The sequence below is a fragment of the Pseudomonas sp. SF2 genome (assembly GCF_036858055.1).
Classification (GTDB): Bacteria; Pseudomonadota; Gammaproteobacteria; order Pseudomonadales; family Pseudomonadaceae; genus Aquipseudomonas.
Genome location: NZ_JAMBDI010000069.1, coordinates 1 through 18,507, shown reverse-complemented (window position 1 = coordinate 18,507; position 18,507 = coordinate 1). Strand labels below are relative to the sequence as shown.

At 65.0% G+C, this 18,507-nt stretch carries 20 protein-coding genes; 7 read left to right on the top strand and 13 right to left on the bottom strand.

The features are described from left to right. The 5 genes from M2S36_RS24395 to ribBA form a co-directional block, all read right to left on the bottom strand. Positions 1-454, bottom strand: a 454-nt coding sequence (locus M2S36_RS24395) for an ABC transporter ATP-binding protein (RefSeq protein WP_333957999.1), incomplete at its 3' end; no start/stop codon positions are given. A 19-nt stretch (positions 455-473) separates the two neighbouring features. Beyond that, complete coding sequence (locus tag M2S36_RS24390; RefSeq protein WP_015270845.1) at positions 474-1,283, bottom strand: ABC transporter permease; 810 nt, start codon at positions 1,281-1,283, stop codon at positions 474-476. 6 nt (positions 1,284-1,289) lie between these two features. Further along, positions 1,290-2,207 carry an ABC transporter permease gene (locus M2S36_RS24385; RefSeq protein ID WP_063915048.1) on the bottom strand — a complete coding sequence of 306 codons (918 nt, stop codon included), beginning with the start codon at positions 2,205-2,207 and terminating at the stop codon, positions 1,290-1,292. Continuing rightward, positions 2,204-3,229 (bottom strand): ABC transporter substrate-binding protein, encoded by a 1,026-nt coding sequence (locus tag M2S36_RS24380; protein ID WP_233694284.1) that lies wholly within the window; start codon positions 3,227-3,229, stop codon positions 2,204-2,206. The genes M2S36_RS24385 and M2S36_RS24380 overlap by 4 nt, the downstream gene beginning before the upstream one ends. Positions 3,230-3,557: 328 nt before the next feature. Further along, entirely contained in the window at positions 3,558-4,679 is a 1,122-nt protein-coding gene (ribBA, locus tag M2S36_RS24375; RefSeq protein ID WP_333957998.1) for a bifunctional 3,4-dihydroxy-2-butanone-4-phosphate synthase/GTP cyclohydrolase II, read from the bottom strand. A 78-nt stretch (positions 4,680-4,757) separates the two neighbouring features. Between ribBA and M2S36_RS24370 the strand changes: the two genes are divergently transcribed. Continuing rightward, complete coding sequence (locus M2S36_RS24370) at positions 4,758-5,051, top strand: DUF1330 domain-containing protein (protein WP_207833812.1); 294 nt, start codon at positions 4,758-4,760, stop codon at positions 5,049-5,051. 114 nt (positions 5,052-5,165) lie between these two features. On the opposite strand, the gene M2S36_RS24365 is transcribed toward M2S36_RS24370, so the two are convergent. Both M2S36_RS24365 and M2S36_RS24360 read right to left on the bottom strand, forming a co-directional pair. Then, complete coding sequence (locus M2S36_RS24365) at positions 5,166-5,888, bottom strand: pirin family protein (protein WP_233687761.1); 723 nt, start codon at positions 5,886-5,888, stop codon at positions 5,166-5,168. A gap of 54 nt (positions 5,889-5,942) precedes the next feature. After that, complete coding sequence (locus M2S36_RS24360; RefSeq protein ID WP_207833808.1) at positions 5,943-6,962, bottom strand: alpha/beta hydrolase; 1,020 nt, start codon at positions 6,960-6,962, stop codon at positions 5,943-5,945. A 146-nt stretch (positions 6,963-7,108) separates the two neighbouring features. On the opposite strand from M2S36_RS24360, the gene M2S36_RS24355 reads away from it, so the two are divergent. Beyond that, a complete protein-coding gene (locus M2S36_RS24355; protein ID WP_333957997.1) occupies positions 7,109-7,993 on the top strand; it encodes a LysR family transcriptional regulator in 885 nt (294 codons plus the stop codon). Positions 7,994-8,231: 238 nt separating this feature from the next. On the opposite strand, the gene M2S36_RS24350 is transcribed toward M2S36_RS24355, so the two are convergent. From M2S36_RS24350 to purU, 6 genes are read right to left on the bottom strand one after another with little or no spacing between them, the layout of a single operon-like run. Next, positions 8,232-8,837 carry a sarcosine oxidase gene (locus M2S36_RS24350; RefSeq protein ID WP_207833798.1) on the bottom strand — a complete coding sequence of 202 codons (606 nt, stop codon included), beginning with the start codon at positions 8,835-8,837 and terminating at the stop codon, positions 8,232-8,234. Between the two features lie 3 nt (positions 8,838-8,840). Next, positions 8,841-11,744: a 2Fe-2S iron-sulfur cluster-binding protein gene (locus M2S36_RS24345; protein WP_333957996.1), complete on the bottom strand. Its 2,904-nt coding sequence runs from the start codon at positions 11,742-11,744 to the stop codon at positions 8,841-8,843. Continuing rightward, positions 11,741-12,046 carry a sarcosine oxidase subunit delta gene (locus M2S36_RS24340; RefSeq protein WP_063915037.1) on the bottom strand — a complete coding sequence of 102 codons (306 nt, stop codon included), beginning with the start codon at positions 12,044-12,046 and terminating at the stop codon, positions 11,741-11,743. Before M2S36_RS24340 ends, M2S36_RS24345 begins: the two co-directional genes overlap by 4 nt. A gap of 11 nt (positions 12,047-12,057) precedes the next feature. After that, positions 12,058-13,299 carry an FAD-dependent oxidoreductase gene (locus M2S36_RS24335; RefSeq protein WP_207833773.1) on the bottom strand — a complete coding sequence of 414 codons (1,242 nt, stop codon included), beginning with the start codon at positions 13,297-13,299 and terminating at the stop codon, positions 12,058-12,060. Continuing rightward, positions 13,281-14,192: a bifunctional methylenetetrahydrofolate dehydrogenase/methenyltetrahydrofolate cyclohydrolase FolD gene (folD, locus tag M2S36_RS24330; protein WP_207833764.1), complete on the bottom strand. Its 912-nt coding sequence runs from the start codon at positions 14,190-14,192 to the stop codon at positions 13,281-13,283. Before folD ends, M2S36_RS24335 begins: the two co-directional genes overlap by 19 nt. Further along, a complete protein-coding gene (purU, locus tag M2S36_RS24325) occupies positions 14,189-15,055 on the bottom strand; it encodes a formyltetrahydrofolate deformylase (RefSeq protein ID WP_233694291.1) in 867 nt (288 codons plus the stop codon). Before purU ends, folD begins: the two co-directional genes overlap by 4 nt. A gap of 264 nt (positions 15,056-15,319) precedes the next feature. Between purU and M2S36_RS24320 the strand changes: the two genes are divergently transcribed. The 5 genes from M2S36_RS24320 (at position 15,320) to M2S36_RS24300 (ending at position 18,466) form a co-directional block, all read left to right on the top strand. Continuing rightward, positions 15,320-15,721 (top strand): hypothetical protein, encoded by a 402-nt coding sequence (locus M2S36_RS24320; protein WP_063915033.1) that lies wholly within the window; start codon positions 15,320-15,322, stop codon positions 15,719-15,721. A gap of 119 nt (positions 15,722-15,840) precedes the next feature. Continuing rightward, the gene (locus M2S36_RS24315) at positions 15,841-16,062 is read left to right on the top strand and encodes an MbtH family protein (protein ID WP_003256222.1); all 222 of its coding nucleotides are present in this window, start codon (positions 15,841-15,843) and stop codon (positions 16,060-16,062) included. Then, a complete protein-coding gene (locus tag M2S36_RS24310; RefSeq protein ID WP_063915032.1) occupies positions 16,059-16,778 on the top strand; it encodes a thioesterase II family protein in 720 nt (239 codons plus the stop codon). The genes M2S36_RS24315 and M2S36_RS24310 overlap by 4 nt, the downstream gene beginning before the upstream one ends. Before the next feature lie 57 nt (positions 16,779-16,835). Beyond that, positions 16,836-17,387, top strand: coding sequence for a hydrolase (locus tag M2S36_RS24305; protein ID WP_043199084.1), 552 nt, complete (start codon positions 16,836-16,838; stop codon positions 17,385-17,387). A gap of 26 nt (positions 17,388-17,413) precedes the next feature. Further along, complete coding sequence (locus M2S36_RS24300) at positions 17,414-18,466, top strand: DUF1615 domain-containing protein (protein WP_233687757.1); 1,053 nt, start codon at positions 17,414-17,416, stop codon at positions 18,464-18,466. Positions 18,467-18,507 lie beyond the last annotated feature (41 nt).

The following is an 18,507-nucleotide window of genomic DNA, read 5'->3' as shown; positions in this document are numbered from 1 at the left end:
GCTGCTGCTGGCCACCGGACATCTGCGACGGCTTGCGGTGGGCGAACTTCTCCAGCTGCACCAGCTTGAGCATGGCATCGACGCGCTTGCTGGTTTCGCTGGCGCCGAGCTTGCGAATGGCCAGCGGGAAGCCGATGTTGTCGCGCACGTTCAGGTGCGGGAACAGTGAATAGCGCTGGAACACCATGCCGATGTCGCGCTTGTGCGGTGGCACGTTGACCAGCGACTGGCCATCGACCAGGATCTCGCCGCTGCTCGGCGTTTCGAAGCCGGCCAGCATCGACAGGGTGGTGGACTTGCCCGAGCCGCTGGAGCCGAGAAAGGTCAGGAACTCGCCGTCCTGGATTTCCAGGTCGAGGTTGTCCACGGCGGTGAAGTCGCCGTAGTGCTTGTTGAGGCCGCGCAGGCTGACCAGGGTCTTGCCGTGCGCGTTGTCTTTGATCACTGCACTCATTGTTGTTTTCTCCGCGCGCTCAGGCGTTGGCTTCGGTGCGCCGGCGCAAGGCGGCGGCAATGAACATGACAAGCAGCGACAGGCCGATCAGCAAGGTCGAGGCCACGGCGATGACCGGGCTGAGGTCCTGGCGCAGGGTGGTCCACATCTTCACCGGCAGGGTCTGCAGGTCGGGGCTGGCCATCATCACGCTCAGCACCACTTCATCCCACGACACCAGAAAGGCGAACAGGCCGCCGGCGATCATCCCCGGGCGAATCGCCGGGAAGGTCACCTTGAAGATCGCCTGCAGGCGCGAGGCGCCACAGATCACCGCGGCATCCTCGATCGACTGGTCGAACAGCTTCAGCGAGTTGATGATCGAGATGATGGTGAAGGGCAGGGCGACGATCACGTGGCTGACCACGAAGGCGAACAGCGTGCCGGTGTAGCCAAGCTTGAGGAACAGCGCGTACACCGCCACGGCAATGATCACCAGCGGCACGATCATCGGCATGGTGAACAGCCCGTACAGCAGCTCGCGGCCGGGGAAGCGGCCACGCACCAGGGCGAATGCGGTGGGCAGGCCGAGCAGCACGGCGGCGATGGTGGTCAGCACGGCCACCTTCAGGCTGGCCAGCGCGGCGTCCATCCACTCCGGGTTGGAGAAGAACTGGCCGTACCACTTGAAGGTCCAGCCCGGTGGCGGGAACACCAGCCACTGCGATGAGCCGAATGACAGCAACACGATGAACACCACTGGCAGCAGCAGGAAGGCCGCGATGACCCCGGTGGTCAGGTACAGGCCTGTACGCAGCGGGCGGCCCATGGCATTGGGAGACAGGAGCATGGCGGTTTACCTCGCGTTGCCAACCGGGGATTCCGGCTGCAGCTTCAGGTACAGGTAGAAAAGCACCAGGGTGATCACCACCAGCAGTGCGGCGGCGGCGCTGGCCAGGCCCCAGTTGAGGAACGACTGCACCTGCTGGATGATGAATTCGGGCAGCATCATGTTTTGCGCACCGCCCAGCAGGGCCGGGGTGACGTAGTAACCGAGCGACATCACGAACACCATCAGCGCCCCGGAGAACAGCCCCGAGCGGCACAGTGGCAGGAACACCTTGCAGAAATTGGTCCACGGGCTGGCGCCGCAGATAGAGCCGGCCTGCAGCACCATCGGGTCGATGGCATGCATGGTCGCCTGCAGCGGCAGCACGATGAACGGGATCATGATGTAGCTCATGCCGATCACCACGCCGGTCAGGTTGTGCACCATTTCCAGCGGAGCATCGATGATACCCATGGCCATCAACGCCTTGTTGATCACCCCCGAGCTCTGCAGCAGCACCAGCCACGAGTAGGTGCGCGCCAGCAGGCTGGTCCACATCGACAGCAGCACGATGTTCAACAGCCAGCGGCCCCAGCCCTTGGGCACCAGGGTTATTGCCCAGGCCAGCGGGAAGCCCAGCAGCACGCTGATCAGGGTGACCACGCCGGCCACCGAGAAGGTGTTGAACAGTACCCGCGCATAAGCCGAGTTGGCGAACAGCTGCTCGTAGTTGCCCAGGCCCGGCGTTGGCTCCAGCACCCCGCGTAGCAACAGGCCGGCCAGCGGGGCGAAGAAGAACAGGCCAAGGAACAGCAGGGCCGGCAGCAGGTTGCGGCTGCCTTTCCAGCGCTGGCTCAGGCTGACGCGGCGGGGGGCCGTTCCCGGGGCGCCGGTGCCCGTGGGGGCACCTTGCGCGTTATGCAGGGCGTTGATGGCGACTTTCATTTGACCAACCACTCATTCCAGCGGGCTGCAATGGCCTGGCCGTTCTTGGCCCAGTAGGCGAAGTCGAGGGTGACCTGGTCCTGGGCGTAGGCGGTCGGCAGATTCTGTGCGAGGTCTTTGTCGAGCTTGGCCACGCTGTCGACGTTCACCGGCGCGTAGGCGGTCTTGTTGGCGAATTCGGCCTGGCCTTCGGCGCTGCTGGCGTTGGCCAGGAACTTCATGGCGGCGTCCTTGTTCTTGGCGCCTTTGGGGATGACCAGGAAATCGGCCATTACCAGGTTCTGCTTCCAGCTCACGCCCACCGGTGCACCGTCCTGCTGCAAGGCATAGACGCGGCCGTTCCAGAACTGGCCGAGCGAGGCTTCACCGGAGGCCAGCAGTTGCTGCGACTGGGCGCCACCGCCCCACCAGACGATGTCTTTCTTGATGGTGTCGAGCTTCTTGAAGGCGCGGTCCAGGTCCAGCGGGTACAGCTTGTCGGGGGTTACGCCGTCGGCCAGCAGGGCCAGTTCCAGTACGCCGGGGCTGGGCCATTTGTACAGGGCACGCTTGCCGGGGTAGGCCTTGGTATCGAACAGTGCGGTCCAGTCCACCGGTTTGTTGGCACCGAGCTTGCCTTCGTTGTAGCCGAGCACGAAGGAGAAGAAGAACGAGCCGACGCCATGGTCGGAGACGAAGCGTGGGTCGATCTTGTCGCGCTTGATCTGGTTGAAATCGAGGGGTTCGAGCAGGCCTTCGCTGGCGGCACGCAGGGCGAAGTCGGCTTCGACGTCAACCACGTCCCACTGCACGTTGCCGCTCTCGACCATGGCCTTGAGCTTGCCGTAGTCGGTGGGGCCGTCCTGGACGACTTTGATGTCGGTGGCTTTGGTGAAGGGTGCGGCCCACGCTTCTTTCTGGGCGTCCTGGGTGGTACCGCCCCAGCTGACGAAGTTCAGGCTGTCGGCGGCCTGGGCGGCCTGACATGCCAGGGTCAGCAGGCTGGCGGACAGCACTGCGGTTACACGTTTGCTCAACAGCATGGTTACGCCCTCGTTGCTTTTGTTATTCGAGGCGGGGCTTGTGGTGCGCCCGCCAACAGTGTTCGGGGAGCAGCTAAAACAAAGTGTCTAGTGGCCGTTTGTGGTTGTAGGTGCCGGCCTGCAGATTTAAGGTCTACGGGATATCATATTATGGTATTCCAAACTTTTGGCAAGAGGTATGAGGCGACCGGCCATCACTCCGTCCTTTCAGAAACAGCGCGGACCCTGTGGGAGCGGGTTCACCCGCGAATGCGTTGGTGGCTTCACCATCGTATTCGCGGGTGAACCCGCTCCCACAGAGCCCTGCCAGGTCAGTTGCTTATGTGCTTTAGCCGACCATGTCTGGCTCGAACGGTATGCTCTGCACCACCTCCAGCTCATACCCGGCCAGCCCTGCATATTTCAGCGGTGGGCCCAGATGGCGCAGCTTGCCCACGCCCAGGTCCTGCAGAATCTGCGCCCCGGTGCCCACCTCCGAATACACTTTCGACTGCCCACGCTGGTAAGGCCGCACCGGCTGGGTCAGCTGCGGCACGCGTTCCAGCAGTGCCTGCGAGGACTCATGGTTGGCGAGGATCACCACCACGCCAGCGCCTTCCTCGGCCACCTTCTGCAGCGCCGCCCATAGCGTCCAGTTGGCCGGCCCGGCGTATTCGGCACCGACCAGATCACGCAGTGGGTCGATCACGTGCACCCGCACCAGGGTCGGCTGCTGGCGGCGGATATCGCCCATGACCATGGCCATGTGCACGCCACCTTCGATGCGGTCTTCGTAGGTGACCAGGCGGAAGGTGCCATGCACGGTCGGCAGTTCGCGTTCGCCGATGCGCTTGATGGTCTGCTCGGTGCTCAGGCGGTAGTGGATGAGGTCAGCAATGGTGCCGATCTTGATGCCATGCCGGGCAGCGAACACTTCCAGGTCCGGGCGGCGGGCCATGGTACCGTCGTCGTTGAGCACTTCGACGATCACCGAGGCCGGGGTGAAGCCCGCCAGGCGCGCCAGGTCGCAGCCGGCTTCGGTGTGGCCGGCACGGGTCAGCACACCGCCTTCGCGGGCGCGCAGGGGGAAGATGTGCCCGGGTTGCACCAGGTCTTCGGGGCGGGCGTTGGGGGCCATGGCTGCCGCCACGGTGCGCGCCCGGTCGGCGGCGGAAATACCTGTGGTAACGCCCGTGGCCGCCTCGATCGACACGGTGAAGGCAGTGCTGAACACGCTGCCGTTGGCTGGCACCATCTGCTCCAGGCCCAGGCGTTGGCAGTGTTCGTCGGTCAGGGTCAGGCAGATCAGCCCGCGCGCTTCACGGGCCATGAAGTTGATGGCCTGGGCGTCGCAACGCTCGGCGGTGATCAGCAGGTCGCCTTCGTTTTCCCGGTCCTCGTCATCCACCAGCAGGACCATCTTGCCTTGCCGGTAGTCCTCGAGAAGTTCTTCGATGGTGTTGAAAGCCATGTTGCACGCTCACTGTGGCGGGGTGATTATTATGGTATACCATCATACACAAATATCGCCGTAACAGGAGAGCAGCGCATGAAGGCCTATTGGATCGCCCATGTGGACGTGACCGACCCCGAGCAATACCAGCAGTACACCCAGCGCGCCCCGGCTGCCTTCAAGGCATTCGGCGGCCGCTTCCTGGCCCGTGGCGGGCGTAGCGAGGCGATGGAAGGGCGGCCCACCCCTCAGCGTAGCGTGGTGATCGAGTTCGATTCGTATGAGCGGGCGCTGGCGTGTTATCGGTCCGAGCTGTACCAGGAGGCTTGCAGACATCGTCAGGGAGTGGCGAAGGCTGAGGTGATCATCGTCGAAGGGTTCGAGCCTTGAGTTGAACTTGCGGCCTCTTCGCGGGTAAACCCGCTCCCACAGGTACGCCACAGATTTCGAAGACTGTGGCGTACCTGTGGGAGCGGGTTTACCCGCGAAAGGGCCGGACCTGCCTTATGGCATGCCAGGCAATTCATGCGGCCGCAGGTCGAACACCAGCACCTCGGCATCCACCCCGTTGCCCAGTTCCAGCACCTGTTCCTGCCTCACCCGCACCCCATCCCCTTCATTCAGCACTTGCCCATTGAGCTCGATGCTGCCCCGGGCCACATGCACATAGGCATGGCGGTTTTCCGGCAAGGTCAGGGTGGCGCGTTCGTCACCGTCGAACAGACCGGCATACACCCGCGCATTCTGCCGCACCTGCAACGACCCTTCGGCGCCATCCGGCGAGATGATCAGGCGCAGCTTGCCGCGCTTTTCCTCGGCACTGAAATGCTGTTGCTGGTAACGCGGTGTTGCCCCTTGCACGTTCGGCACGATCCAGATCTGCAGGAAGTGCACCGGCTGCACCTGGCTGTGGTTGAACTCGCTGTGGGCCACGCCGTGGCCAGCGCTCATCAGCTGCACATCGCCCGGGCGGATCACCGAGCCGGTGCCCAGCGTGTCCTTGTGCTCCAGCGCGCCTTCCAGCACGTAGGAGAAAATCTCCATGTCGCGGTGCGGGTGTTCGCCAAAGCCCTTGCCGGGGATGACGCGGTCGTCGTTGATCACCAGCAGGTCGGAGAAACCTTGCTCGTCCGGGTTGCGGTAATGGCCGAAGGAGAAGGTGTGGAAGGACTTCAGCCAACCATGGAAGGCCAGGCCGCGGTCTTGGGCGTTGCGTACGGTCAGCATGACAGGTCTCCTGAACGGGCAGGGCACCAGGCCCTGCCGCATGGGTGGATGAGGTTATTGCAGGTGCACTTTCAATTCACCGGCAGCCTGTCGCATCGCCGCCTTCACAGCCGGCACCTGGTTCAACGGGTTGAGCAGCCCATAGTCATGAATCATCCCGTTGTAGCGCACCGAGGTCACCGTCACACCTGCCGCATTCAACTTGCGGGCATACGCTTCACCTTCATCGCGCAGCACGTCGAACTCGGCCGTCTGCACCAGTGCTGGCGGCAGGCCCTTGAGCTGTTCGCTGCTGGCGCGCAGCGGCGAGGCGTAAATCTGTTCCCGTGCCTTGGCATCGGTGGTGTAGTTGTCCCAGAACCATTTCATCATGCCGGTGGTGAGGAAGTGTCCCTCGGCAAACTGCTTGTACGACGCGGTCTCGAAGCTGGCATCGGTCACCGGCCACAGCAGCAGCTGGAAGCGCAGGGCCGGGGTGCCGGCCTCTTTGGCTTTCAAGGCAACTACTGCCGCCATGTTGCCGCCGACGCTGTTGCCGGCCACAGCCAGGCGCTTGCCGTCCACGCCGATTTCCTTGCCATGCTCGGCCACCCATTGGGTGGCGGCGTAGGCCTGGTTGATCGCCGTCGGGTAATGCGCTTCCGGCGACGGGGTGTAGTCCACATAGACCGCCACCGCACCAGAGCCAACCACCAGATCGCGGATCAGCCGCTGGTGGGTCGGGAAGTCACCGAGTACCCAGCCGCCACCGTGGAAGAACATGAACACCGGCAGGTCACCCTTCACATTGGCCGGGCGTACCACTTGCAGCTTGATCGACTCGCCGTTGGCCTGGATGGTGCGTTCCTTCACTTCGATACCGGAGAGGTCGACCTTGACCGAAGCCTGGGCGCCGGTCAGCACGGCGCGGGCGTCTTTCGGGCTGAGCTGTTCCAGCGGCTTGCCGCCGCCTTGCTCCAGGGCTTCGAGGAAGGCCTGGGTGTGCTGTTCGACGCCCGGGCTGCCAGCGGCGAAGGCGCTGGAAACGGACAGGGCCAGCAGGGAGGCGGTAAGGGTTTTGTGGACAATGTTCATGAGCGAATCCTTTTCTGTGCAAGTGTTGGTAGTGGGCGTCTTGCCTGGCCTTCAGGGCCATCGCTGCGACTTGTGCGTAGATTAGGGAGATGCATCGATGGGAAAAAGCCGCTATAAAGTGTTTGACTGTCACTGTGAGCAAGACAATGAACCCTTACGAAGACATGCGCATCTTTGCCCAGGTGATGGAGGCCGGCAGTTTCACCGCCGCTGCCGACCGCCTGGGCATGTCCAAGCAATCGGTCAGCCGGCGCCTGATGCAGCTTGAGGAGCGCCTGGGCGTGCGCCTGCTCAATCGCTCCACCCGGCGCCTGGACGCCACGCCGCTGGGCCAGCACTACTACCAGTCGGCGCTGCGCCTGCTCGGCGAAGTGCAGCAGGTGGAACACGACATCAGTGGCCAGGCACAGGCCTTGCGCGGCACCTTGCGCCTGAGCGCGCCGCTGTCGTTCGCCATGGCGCACCTGGGCTGCCTGCTGACCGAGTTTCTGCAGTTGCACCCGCAGGTGGATGTGGAAGTGGATTTGAGCGACCGCGCCGTGGACCTGATTGGCGAGGGTTATGACCTGGCGCTGCGGATTGGTGCGCTGGAGGATTCCAGCCTGATTGCCCGGCGTATTGCCAGTGTCGAGCGGGTGTATTGCGCGAGCCCGGCATACCTGGAAGCGCGGGGCGTGCCGGCCAGGCCGGAGCAGTTGGCTGGGCATGACTGCCTGCCCTATGGGCATTCGCGGCAGGTGCAGTGGCAGTTCAGGCACGGCGGCAAGGCCCAGGCGATCCAGGTGGCCGGGCGGATGCGGGCGAACAATGGCGAGCTGCTACGGGATGCGGCGATTGCCGGGATGGGGGTGACTTATCTGCCAACCTTCATCGTGGGCCAGGCACTGGCAGATGGGCGGCTGGTGACGGTGCTGGATGAGTGGCGACCGCCGGCGCTGCAGCTGTCGGCGGTGTACCCGCAGCACCGACAGGTGGCGCGGCCGGTGCAGGGGTTTGTGAACTTCCTGCGTGAGCGGTTGGTGCAGCTCTGACCTTCGGTATTGAGTGAGCTTCTTCGCGGGCACGCCCGCTCCCACAGGTACTCCACAGCCCCCAAGCCTTGTGATGACCCTGTGGCAGCGGGCATGCCCGCGAACACCGGCGCAGCCGGTGCCAGCCACCGCGTTGACTTCTTCGCGAGCCTGCCCGCTCCCACAGGTATGCCACAGCACCCAAGCCTTGTGATGACCCTGTAGGAGCGGGTTTACCCGCGAAGAGGCCGGTACAAGGTTATTGCATCAACTCCTCCACCCCGACCCAACCACCCTCGAACTCGTCCATGGCATCCAGCACTGCTTCACGGAAATACGCCAGCGATGCCCGATCAAACAGCAACTGCAACGCCGGCCTCTCATCACTCCCCACGTTCAGCACGATCACGTTGATCCGCGCCGCCGAGGTCTGCGCCACTGCCCCAACGGGAAACGCCTGGGCACGCAAGTCCACCCCGCACAACTTGGCCATCACCGTGCTGCAGTGCACCCCTGACAGCTGCAGCCAGGCATGGCTGTCCTGGCGCGGCAGCAGGTAGTTGCGCTGGGCTTCCTGCACCCACCCGGCCTCTTCGGCAGCCACCCGTGCACCGTCGTCGGCCAGGCTGCCCAGCAGCAGGTACTCGGTCTGCGACAAGCGCGCTACCCAGCCACCGTCTTGCTGGCGCACGGCCTGGTTGGGCAGCGACGGCAAGTGGTAGCCACGCGCCTGCAGATAAGCGGCACTGTCGCCCCCACGAAACCCGACCCGTGCCAGATCGGTCAGGTCAGTCAACGCGCAGGTGTGCAACAGCTCGGCCCGCGGGCTGTGTGGAACAAAAGCTTCGGCTTGCAAACTGGTCATGGCTCAGAGCTCCTGGCGCAGGTTGTCGGGATCGTGGAAGGGCAGGGGCACCACCTTGGCATTGACCATCACGCCACCCTCCACGCGGATCGGGATATGCATGCCAGGCGTAGCCTGATGGGCGCCGGCGTAAGCCAGTCCGATGATTTGCCCCAGGGTTTGCGAGTATTCGCAGGATGTGACGTTGCCGCTGATGTCCGGGCCGTCCAGCACCAGATGCCCCTCCAGCGGTTGCGGGCTGCCCTTGGGCAGGGTGAAGCCGACCAGTTTGCGCTTGAGCGGCTGCGCTTCGAGGATCTCGATCGAGCGCTTGCCGACGAAGAATGGCTTCTTTCGGCCGATGGCCCACTGCATGTCGATCTCCGCCGGGTGGGTCATGCCGTCGGTGTCCTGGCTGATGATCACATGGCCCTTTTCCAGGCGCAGCAGGCGCTGGGTCTCGACACCGAACGGGCGAATGCCCAACCCCGCGCCGGCTTGCATCAAGGCGTCCCACAGGCGCTCGGCGTGCCGCGCCGGCACGTGCACTTCGTAGCCCAGTTCACCAACAAAGCCGACCCGCAGGATGCGCGCGGCAATGCCAGCCACCTTGCCCTGGCGTACGCCGAGGTAAGGGAAGGCCTCGGCCGACAGGTCCACCTCGTCACACAGCTTGGCCAGCACCTGGCGTGACAGCGGCCCGGCCAGGTTGACCGCGGCCAGGGCGGCGGTGACGTTGGTGATGTCCACGTCCAGGCGCCACTGCGCGTTCCACTTAAGCATCTGCTGGTAGATGCGGTCGACGCCGCTGGTGGTGGCGGTGACGTAGAAGTGCTGCTCGGCCAGTCGAGCGCACACGCCATCGTCGATCACCACGCCGTGCTCGTTGGTCATCAGCGCGTAGCGGGTGCGGCCGATGGCCAGCTTGGCGAAGCCGAAGGTGTACAGGCGCTCAAGCAGTTCGGCGGCGTCGGGGCCGCGCACGTCCAGGCCGCCGAGGGTGGAAACGTCGATCAGGCCGACCTTCTCGCGCACGTGGCGCGCTTCCTCCTGCATGCAGCGTTCACGTTCCTCGGGCTTGCCATAATAGGCCGGGCGCTGCCAGATGCCGGCGGGCATCATCTTCGCCCCGGCTTCCAGGTGGCGGCGGTGCATCGGCGTTTGCCGGTACGGGTCGAAGGCGCGGCCAGCGACATGGGCCAGTTTTTCTGCCTGGAACGGTGGACGAGCGGTGGTCACCCCGGTCTCGCTGATGCTGCGCCCGGTGGCGTGGGCCACCAGGCGGGCGGTCGGCAGCGCCGAATGGCGGCCCTGGGAGGGGCCCATTCCGACCGTGGAGAAGCGCTTGACCAACTGCACGTCGCGGTAGCCGCTGCGGGTGGCGTTGACGATGTCGCGCACTTGCAGGTCTTCGTCGAAGTCGACGAAATCCTTGCCTTTGGGGTGGGGGAAGATCGGCCAGGGGAAGTTGACCTTGGCTTCGGCGCTGAACACTGGCTGCGTCGGCGATTCCAGGCCCAGCGCTGCCAGCGCTTCGGCAGCCCCGCGAGTGGCGTCGGCCAGTACATTGCCCAGTGCGTGACAGCCGTTCACCGAGCCGGCGATATCCAGCCCGGCCGGCAGGTTGCTGATGGCGAACTCGTCGCGGTTGACGTCGTAAGCCAGCTTGCCACCGGCCTGGCACAGCAACTGGTAAACCGGCATGTAGCCTGCCGACATGCACAGCAGGTCGCAGGCCAGACGCAGGCCATGCGGGCCGACCTTGCCCTGGCCGGTGATCGGGCGAATGTCCACGCCACTCACGTGGCGCATGCCTGCTTCGTGCAGGGCCTCGTACACGGTGCTGCCCAGGTGCACGGGTATATCGCGGCGCTTCAGTTCGGCAGCCAGTGCGGCATCGGCTGGCGCGGCGCGCATGTCGACCACCGCGGCCACGGCCACGCCTTGCTCCTGCAGGTCGAGGGCGGCGAGGTAACCGTCATCGTGGCCGGTGAGGATTACCGCGCGCTGGCCAGGCTTTACCGCGTACAGCTTCATCAGCCGCTGCGCGGCGCTGGTCAGCATGACCCCCGGCAGGTCGTTGTTGCGGAACACCACCGGCTGGTCGAACGAGCCGGCCGCCACCAGGCAGCGGCTGGCGCGCACCTTGTACAGGCGTTTGTGCTGGATCACCGGCAGGTAGTTGTCGGTGAACCAGCCATTGCAGGTGGCTTCCAGCAGCACCTGGATGTTCGGGTGGCCCTCGACGGCAGCCAGCAGTTCCTGGCGCAGGCTGGCGGCGCGGGTGCCGGCGATGTCGAAGCGGGCGTAGGTGAGCGAGCCACCAAGCACCGGCTGTTGCTCGATCAGCAACACCTTGGCCCCGGCATCGGCCGCGTCCAGTGCCGCACGCAGGCCCGCCGGGCCGGCACCGATTACGGCCAGGTCAACGAACAGATAGGCCTTGTCGTGATACTGCGGTTTGAAGCCGAGGTCGAGCACGCCCAGGCCGGCCTTCTTGCGGATCAGCGGCTCCCACACCTTCCACATGCCCTTGGGCTTGTAGAAGGAACGGTAATAGAAGCCCACCGGCATGAAGCGCGAGAACTTGCCCAGGTACGCGTCGCGGTCGTGCTCCAGGCTGCCGTTGAAGTTCTGCCCTTCGACCACCAGGCCGTCGCGAACGGCTTCCAGGTCGGCCAGCACGTTGGGCTCGTCCGGCAGTTGCACCAGGGTGTTGGCGTCCTGCCCGGCCATGCTCAGCGGGCCGCGCGGGCGGTGATACTTGAACGAGCGCGACAGCAGCCAGCGGCCGCTGCCGAGCAGGGCACTGGCGATGCTGTCACCGGCAAAGCCCTGGCAGGCCTGGTCGTCGAACTGGAAGCGCAGGGGCCGCTCGCGGTCGATCAGCAGGCCCATGGGCGCGGGGAGGCGAGTGTGGCTGTTCATCCGGCAATCTCCGGGGTGGCGGCGGGGGCGAAGTCGACGCGGCGGTCGAACAGTTCTTTCGGGTCGAAGGTGCGCAGCACCTGGTCGCTTACCGTGTGGCGTTCGGCCAGGAACCAGTAGCTGGAGGCGTTGTGCAGCCACCACTCGATCACCACCCCGGCCAGGTTGTCGCTGTTGAACACATAGTCGGCCCATTCGGCGTCGCTGCAGGTGGCCGGGTCGGGCATGTGCTTGAACTCGCCGCCGTAGGTGAACTCGCTGATATTGCGCGGGCCGTTCAAGGGGCAGGTCAGGATCTTCATCGTCGTCGCTCCTAATGGCTGGCCGCAGTGGCGCCCATTTCGTTGACTTGCTGGAAGCGGCTGAAGCGCTCCAGGGCGAAGGGGGCGATCAGCTCCGGTACCTTGCCGCCGCTGGCGACCAGCTCGGCCATGGTCTTGCCGCAGATTGGCGTGGCCTTGAAACCCCAGGTGCCCCAGCCGGCGTCCAGGTAATAGTTGTGCACCGGCGACAGGCCCATGATCGGGCTGTAGTCCGGCGTCATGTCGGTCATCCCGGCCCACTGGCGCATCAGCTTGGCGTTGGCCATGAACGGGAACATCTCGATGGCGTGGGCCAGCAGGCTTTCCTTGAGGTCGAGGGTGGAGCGGGTGTTGTACAGCGGGTAAGGGTCGGAGCCGCCACCAAAGACGATCTCGCCACGGCTGGTCTGCTGCACGTAGCAGTGCAGCGCCGACGAGCTGACCAGCGGATCGAGGAACGGCTTGAACGGCTGGGTGACCATGGCCTGTAGCGGGTAGGTGTGGATCGGCGCGCGGATGCCGGCCTTGGCCATCAGCAGCGAGCTGGCGCCGGCCACCGCCTGCACCACGCAGCCGCACTGCACGGTGCCACGGTTGGTCTTCACTGCCTCGATGCGGCCGTTACGGATCAGCAGGTCCTGCACTTCGGTCAGCTGGTGGATCTCGACGCCGCGCTTGGCCGCCTGCCTGGCGTAGCCCCAGGCCACCGCGTCGTGGCGCGCGGTAGCGCCGTCGATGTGCCACAGGCCGGCCAGTACCGGCAGGTGGCCCGGGTCCAGGTTCAGGCTGGGTACCAGTTCGCGGATCTGCTGGCGGTCGATCATTTCGGTACGGCCACCGAAGTGCTTGTTGACCTCGGCGCGCTGGCGGAAGGCGCGCACGGTGGCGTCGGTATGCGCCAGGGTGAGCTGGCCGCGCTCGGAATACATGATGTTGAAGTCGAACTCGTTCGACAGGTTCTGGAACATGCGCACCGATTCTGCGTAGAAGCGCACACCTTCGCTGGTGAGATAGTTGGAGCGGATCACCGCTGTGTTGCGCGCAGTGTTGCCGCCGCCCAGATAGGCCTTTTCCAGCACGGCGACATTGGTGACACCGTGGTATTTGGCCAGGTAGTAGGCAATTGCCAGGCCGTGGCCACCGCCGCCGATGATCACCACGTCATAGCGTGGCTTGAGTTCGCACGGTGGCGGCAGGTCGACCTCCATCGGGTAGTCGGCGCTCAGGCCGTATTTCAGCAGGGCGAAAGGCATGTGGTGCGCTCCTGGTGGGCGGCCTGTTGCTGCAGGTCGAGGGCGAGCAGGGTGTTTTTCATCAGATAGGCGATGGTCATCGGGCCGACGCCGCCGGGCACCGGAGTGATACCCGCCACCCGGGGCAACGCGGCGGCGAAGTCGACATCGCCGACCAGGCGGCTGTGGCCGCCTTCATCGATGCGGTTGATACCGACATCGATCACCACCGCGCCGGGCTTGAGCCAGTCGGCACCGATCAGCCTCGGCTTGCCCACTGCGGCCACCAGGATGTCGGCCTGGCGACACAACGCCGGCAGGTCGCGGCTGCGCGAGTGCACCACGGTCACCGTGCAGTCCGCCTGCAGTAGCAGGGCGGCCATGGGCTTGCCAACGATGTTCGAGCGGCCGACCACTACCGCATGCTTGCCGCGCAGCTCGCCACAGGCATCGCGCAGCAGGCGCATGCAGCCGCTGGGCGTGCACGGGGTGAGCACATCGCGGCCCTGGGCCAGGCCGCCGACGTTCTCGCTGTGGAAGCCGTCCACATCCTTCAGTGGGCTGATCGCCTGGAGAATGCGGTGTTCGTCGATATGGGCCGGCAACGGCAGTTGCACCAGGATGCCGTTGACCTCGGGGTCGCGGTTCAGGCGCTCGATCAGCGCCAGCAGCTGGGCCTGACTGGTGTCGGCGGGCAGGCGATGCTCCAGCGAGCGGATGCCCACCTCCTCAGCACGCAGCACCTTGTTGCGCACATACACCTGGCTGGCGGCATCGGTGCCTGCCAGCACCACGGCCAGGCCCGGTTGCACGCCGCCCTGGCGCAGTTCCCGAACCTGCTCGCGCACCTCGGCCAGCACCCGCGTCGCGGTGGCCTTGCCGTCGATCAGCTTGACACCGGGAATGGCGCTCATTTGAAGATCACCGTGCGGTCGTGGTTCAGGAACACCCGGTGCTCCAGGTGGTACTTCACGGCGCGGGACAGGGCGATGGTCTCGGTGTCGCGGCCGATGGCCACCAGGTCGTCCGGTGCATAGGCATGGTCCACGCGTTGTACTTCCTGCTCGATGATCGGGCCTTCGTCCAGGTCGCTGGTAACGTAGTGGGCAGTGGCGCCGATCAGCTTCACCCCGCGCTGGTAGGCCTGGTGATAAGGCTTGGCGCCCTTGAAACCGGGCAGGAACGAATGGTGGATGTTGATCGCCCGGCCCGACAGCTGGTGGCACAGGTCGTCGGAGAGGATCTGCATGTAGCGCGCCAGCACCACCAGTTCGGTGCCGGTGTCCTCGACGATGCGCAGCAGCGCGGCTTCCTGTTCGGCCTTGGTGTCCTTGCTGACTGGCAGGTAGACGAAACGGATGCCCTGGCGCTCGGCCATCGGGCGCAGGTCCAGGTGGTTGGAGACCACGGCGGTGATCTGCATGTCCAGTTCGCCCTTGGCATGGCGGTACAGCAGGTCGGACAGGCAGTGGTCGAACTTGCTCACCATCAGCAGCACGCGCATTGGCCGGGCGCTGCTGTGCAGGCTCCACTGCATGTCGAAACGCTGGGCGACATCGGCAAAGCCGGCCTCCAGCTGCGGCGTGTCGCCCGTGACACCGGTGTTGTAGCGGAACACCGCGCGCATGAAGAAGCGCCCGTTGTCCTCGTCGTCGAACTGCGCCATCTCGCTGATGTAGCAACCGTGCTCGGCCAGGTAGGTGGTCACTGCGGCGACGATGCCGGACACGGCCGGGCAGCTGACGCGCAGGATGAAGTGATCGGGAGCGGGGTGCATGTCGGATAGGCCTCGTGATGGAGTGGGGCAGATCGGGCACAAGGGCAAAAGAAGCTTCGCGAGGAGGCGAAGGGTTGTTTCTTTGTAGGAATATAAATTTCCTTTAGGCGATTTATAGGCGAAGTCAGGGTTGGCGGTCTAGAGGTTTGTGAAATTTTTTATCCTCTCAGGAAACTTTTTTCAGGCCATCGCAGCTCCTGTGGGGGCCGGCTTGCCGGCAATAGGGCCCGCACAAGAGGCACAAAAACTGGCTATGCTTGCCCAATGACCAGTTCTCCCCCCCTGCGCCAACCCTGTCCGCCTGGCGCCTGCGACTGTGGCCGCGAACACCTGGCCAACCACCCGCAGACAGCCCAGCGCATCCTCCTGCTGACCCGCCAGGAAGAAAAGCGCCTGCTCGAACGCCTGGAAAACCTCAAGGACCTGGAAGACCTGCAGCGCCTGCAGCAACGGATGTACGAAAACCTTGGCATCCGCGTGCACATCGCCCCTGGCTTCAATGAAGTGCGGACCATGCGCGGCATCGTTATCGAACTGGACGACCAGCCCGGGCTGTGTCGCAAGACCCGGCAGTCGATCCCGGCGGCAATCCGTCGTGGGCTGGAGCGCAACCCGCAGGTTGCCTTCCGGTTGCTCGATACCCACGACCTGCTGCGTGATACCTGATCTTTCATCCCGGCGTGGGAGCGTCAGGCCCCACTAATTTTTCCGCCGCACGCTACGTCTACTTGAAAGCCCCCCTGCGCCAGGCGCGCAGCGGCATTCATCACTCAAGGAGACAGGCAATGACTTCCGTTTTCGACCGCGACGATATCCAGTTCCAGGTAGTGGTCAACCACGAAGAGCAATACTCGATCTGGCCCGATTACAAAGCCATCCCCAATGGCTGGCGTGCCGTCGGCAAGAGCGGCCTGAAGAAGGATTGCCTGGCCTACATCGACGAGGTCTGGACCGACATGCGCCCGCTGAGCCTGCGCCAGAAAATGGCCGAAGCCGCCGCCCAGTGACGGCGTTGAACCTGCTGTGCCTGCCGTATTCCGGGGCCAGCGCCATGGTCTACAGCCGCTGGCGGCGCAAGCTGCCGGCGTGGCTGCAGGTACGCCCGGTGGAGCTACCCGGGCGTGGTGCGCGCATGGCCGAGCCACTGCACACCGACATGCAGGCCCTGGCCCGGCAACTGGCCGCCGAACAGCGCCTGGCGGCCAGCACTCCCTACGCGCTGCTCGGCCATAGCCTGGGCGCATTGCTGGCCTTCGAACTGGCCCATGAGCTGCAAGCGCTGGGCTGCCCGCCGCCACTGGCCTTGTTCGCCTGCGGCACCGCAGCGCCGACCCGCCGTGAGGACTACGACGGCAAGAACTGGCGCGAGCCCAAGAGCGACGCCGAGTTGATCGGCGAGTTGCGCGAGCTTCAGGGCACGCCCGAGGAAGTGCTGGCCAACGCCGAGCTGATGAGCCTGACCTTGCCCACCCTGCGCGCCGACTTCCTGCTCTGTGGTACCTACGCCTACCGCCAGCGGCCGGCGTTGCAGTGCCCGCTGCACGTGTTGGGCGGCATGCAGGACCGGGCCAGTGACGAGCAGTTGCAGGCCTGGCGCAAGGAAACCCACGGCGCGTTCTCGCTGCAGATGTTCCCCGGCGGTCACTTCTTCATCCATGAACATGAGGACCGGGTGCTCGCTGCGCTGGCCGCGTCGCTGCAACCGCTTCGGCTGTCCGCCTGATTGACGTTACCGCTTGCCTGGGGGAGGCTAGGCCTTTTCCCAGGCAAGAGGCAGACAATGCTGATCGATCCCCACAAGGCCACGCTGCTGGTCGTCGACATCCAGGAAAAACTCATCGGCGCCATGAGCGACCCTGAAGGCACCCGCGCGCGAGCCCGCTGGTTGCTGGCGGCGACGGCCGAGCTGGAACTGCCGACGGTGATTTCCGAGCAGTACCCCAAGGGCCTGGGCCATACCCTGGCCGAGCTGCTGGCCGCAGCGCCGGCCGCAGAGGTGGTGGAGAAAAGCCATTTTTCCTGCGTGGCCGCCGAGTGCCTGCCAGCAAGTCTGATGGCCCGGGAGCAAGTGATTGTCTGCGGCATGGAAACCCACGTCTGTGTGCTGCAGACCGTGCTCGGCCTGCTGGCACTGGGCAAGCAGGTGTTCGTGGTCGAGGATGCCTGTGACAGCCGCACCCCGGCGAGCAAGGCCGCAGGCCTGGCGCGCATGCGGGCGGCGGGGGCGCAGGTGGTGACCCGCGAAATGGTCCTGTTCGAGCTTATGGGCAGTGCCGGCCACCCGCTGTTCCGCCACATCAGCAAGACCTATCTGGTCGGTGAACAGCCCTGAACGGCCGGTTACTGGCTGCCGGGTTGATGGCCCTGGCGCTGCTGCAAGGCTGCGCCGGGCGCCGTGAGGAAGCGCCCGAGGCGGACCCGGCCAAGGTCCGCGCCCAACTGCTGCGGCTGTTGCCCGCCCAGGCCAAGGACCGGGAGGGCTGGGCCCGGGACATTCAGGTGGCGTTCGAGGCCCAGCGCATTGCCCCCGGCAAGAGCAACCTGTGCGCGGTGCTGGCGGTGACCGAGCAGGAGTCGACCTTCAGCGCCGACCCGCAGGTGCCCAACCTGGGGCGTATCGCCCGTGAGGAAATCGACCGCCGCGCCGCGCGCCTGCATATCCCCAAGCTGCTGGTCGACGGTGCACTGAAGACGCCGTCGGGTAACGGCAAGAGCTACCAGCAACGCTTGCAGGCGGTGCGCAGCGAGAAGCAGTTGAGCGAACTGTACGATGAGGTCATCGCTCGCGTGCCGCTGGGCAAGACCTTGTTGGGCGGGCTGAACCCGGTGCATACCGGTGGGCCGATGCAGGTCAGCATCGACTTCGCCGAAAAGCATGCGCGGGATTACCCCTACAGCCACGACGGCAGCATTCGCCAGGAAGTGTTCACCCGGCGCGGCGGCATGTATTTCGGTATCGCCCACTTGCTAGGCTATTCGGCCAACTACGATCGCCAGCTGTATCGCTTTGCCGATTTCAACGCGGGCTGGTACGCCAGTCGCAATGCGGCATTTCAGGCGGCACTGAGCAAGGCGACGGGGGTGACGCTGGCGCTGGACGGCGATCTGGTAGCGCCGGGCTCGATCATGCCGGGCACTACCGAACAGGCAGCGCGCAAGCTGGGGGCGAAGCTTGGGTTGCGCAACCCGCAGATTCGCAGCCAGCTGGAGGAGGGCGATAGCTTGGCCTTCGAGGACAGCAAGCTGTACAACGGGGTGTTTGCGCTGGCGGAGGCCGCGGCCGGCAAGCCGCTGCCACGGGCGGTGCTGCCGGGGATCCAGCTGAAAAGCCCGAAGATCACCCGCAAGCTGACCACGGCGTGGTTTGCCGGGCGGGTGGATGAGCGCTATCAGCGGTGCATGAAGCGTTAGCTGTCTACGTTTTGCACCGGCCTCTTCGCGGGCTTGCCCGC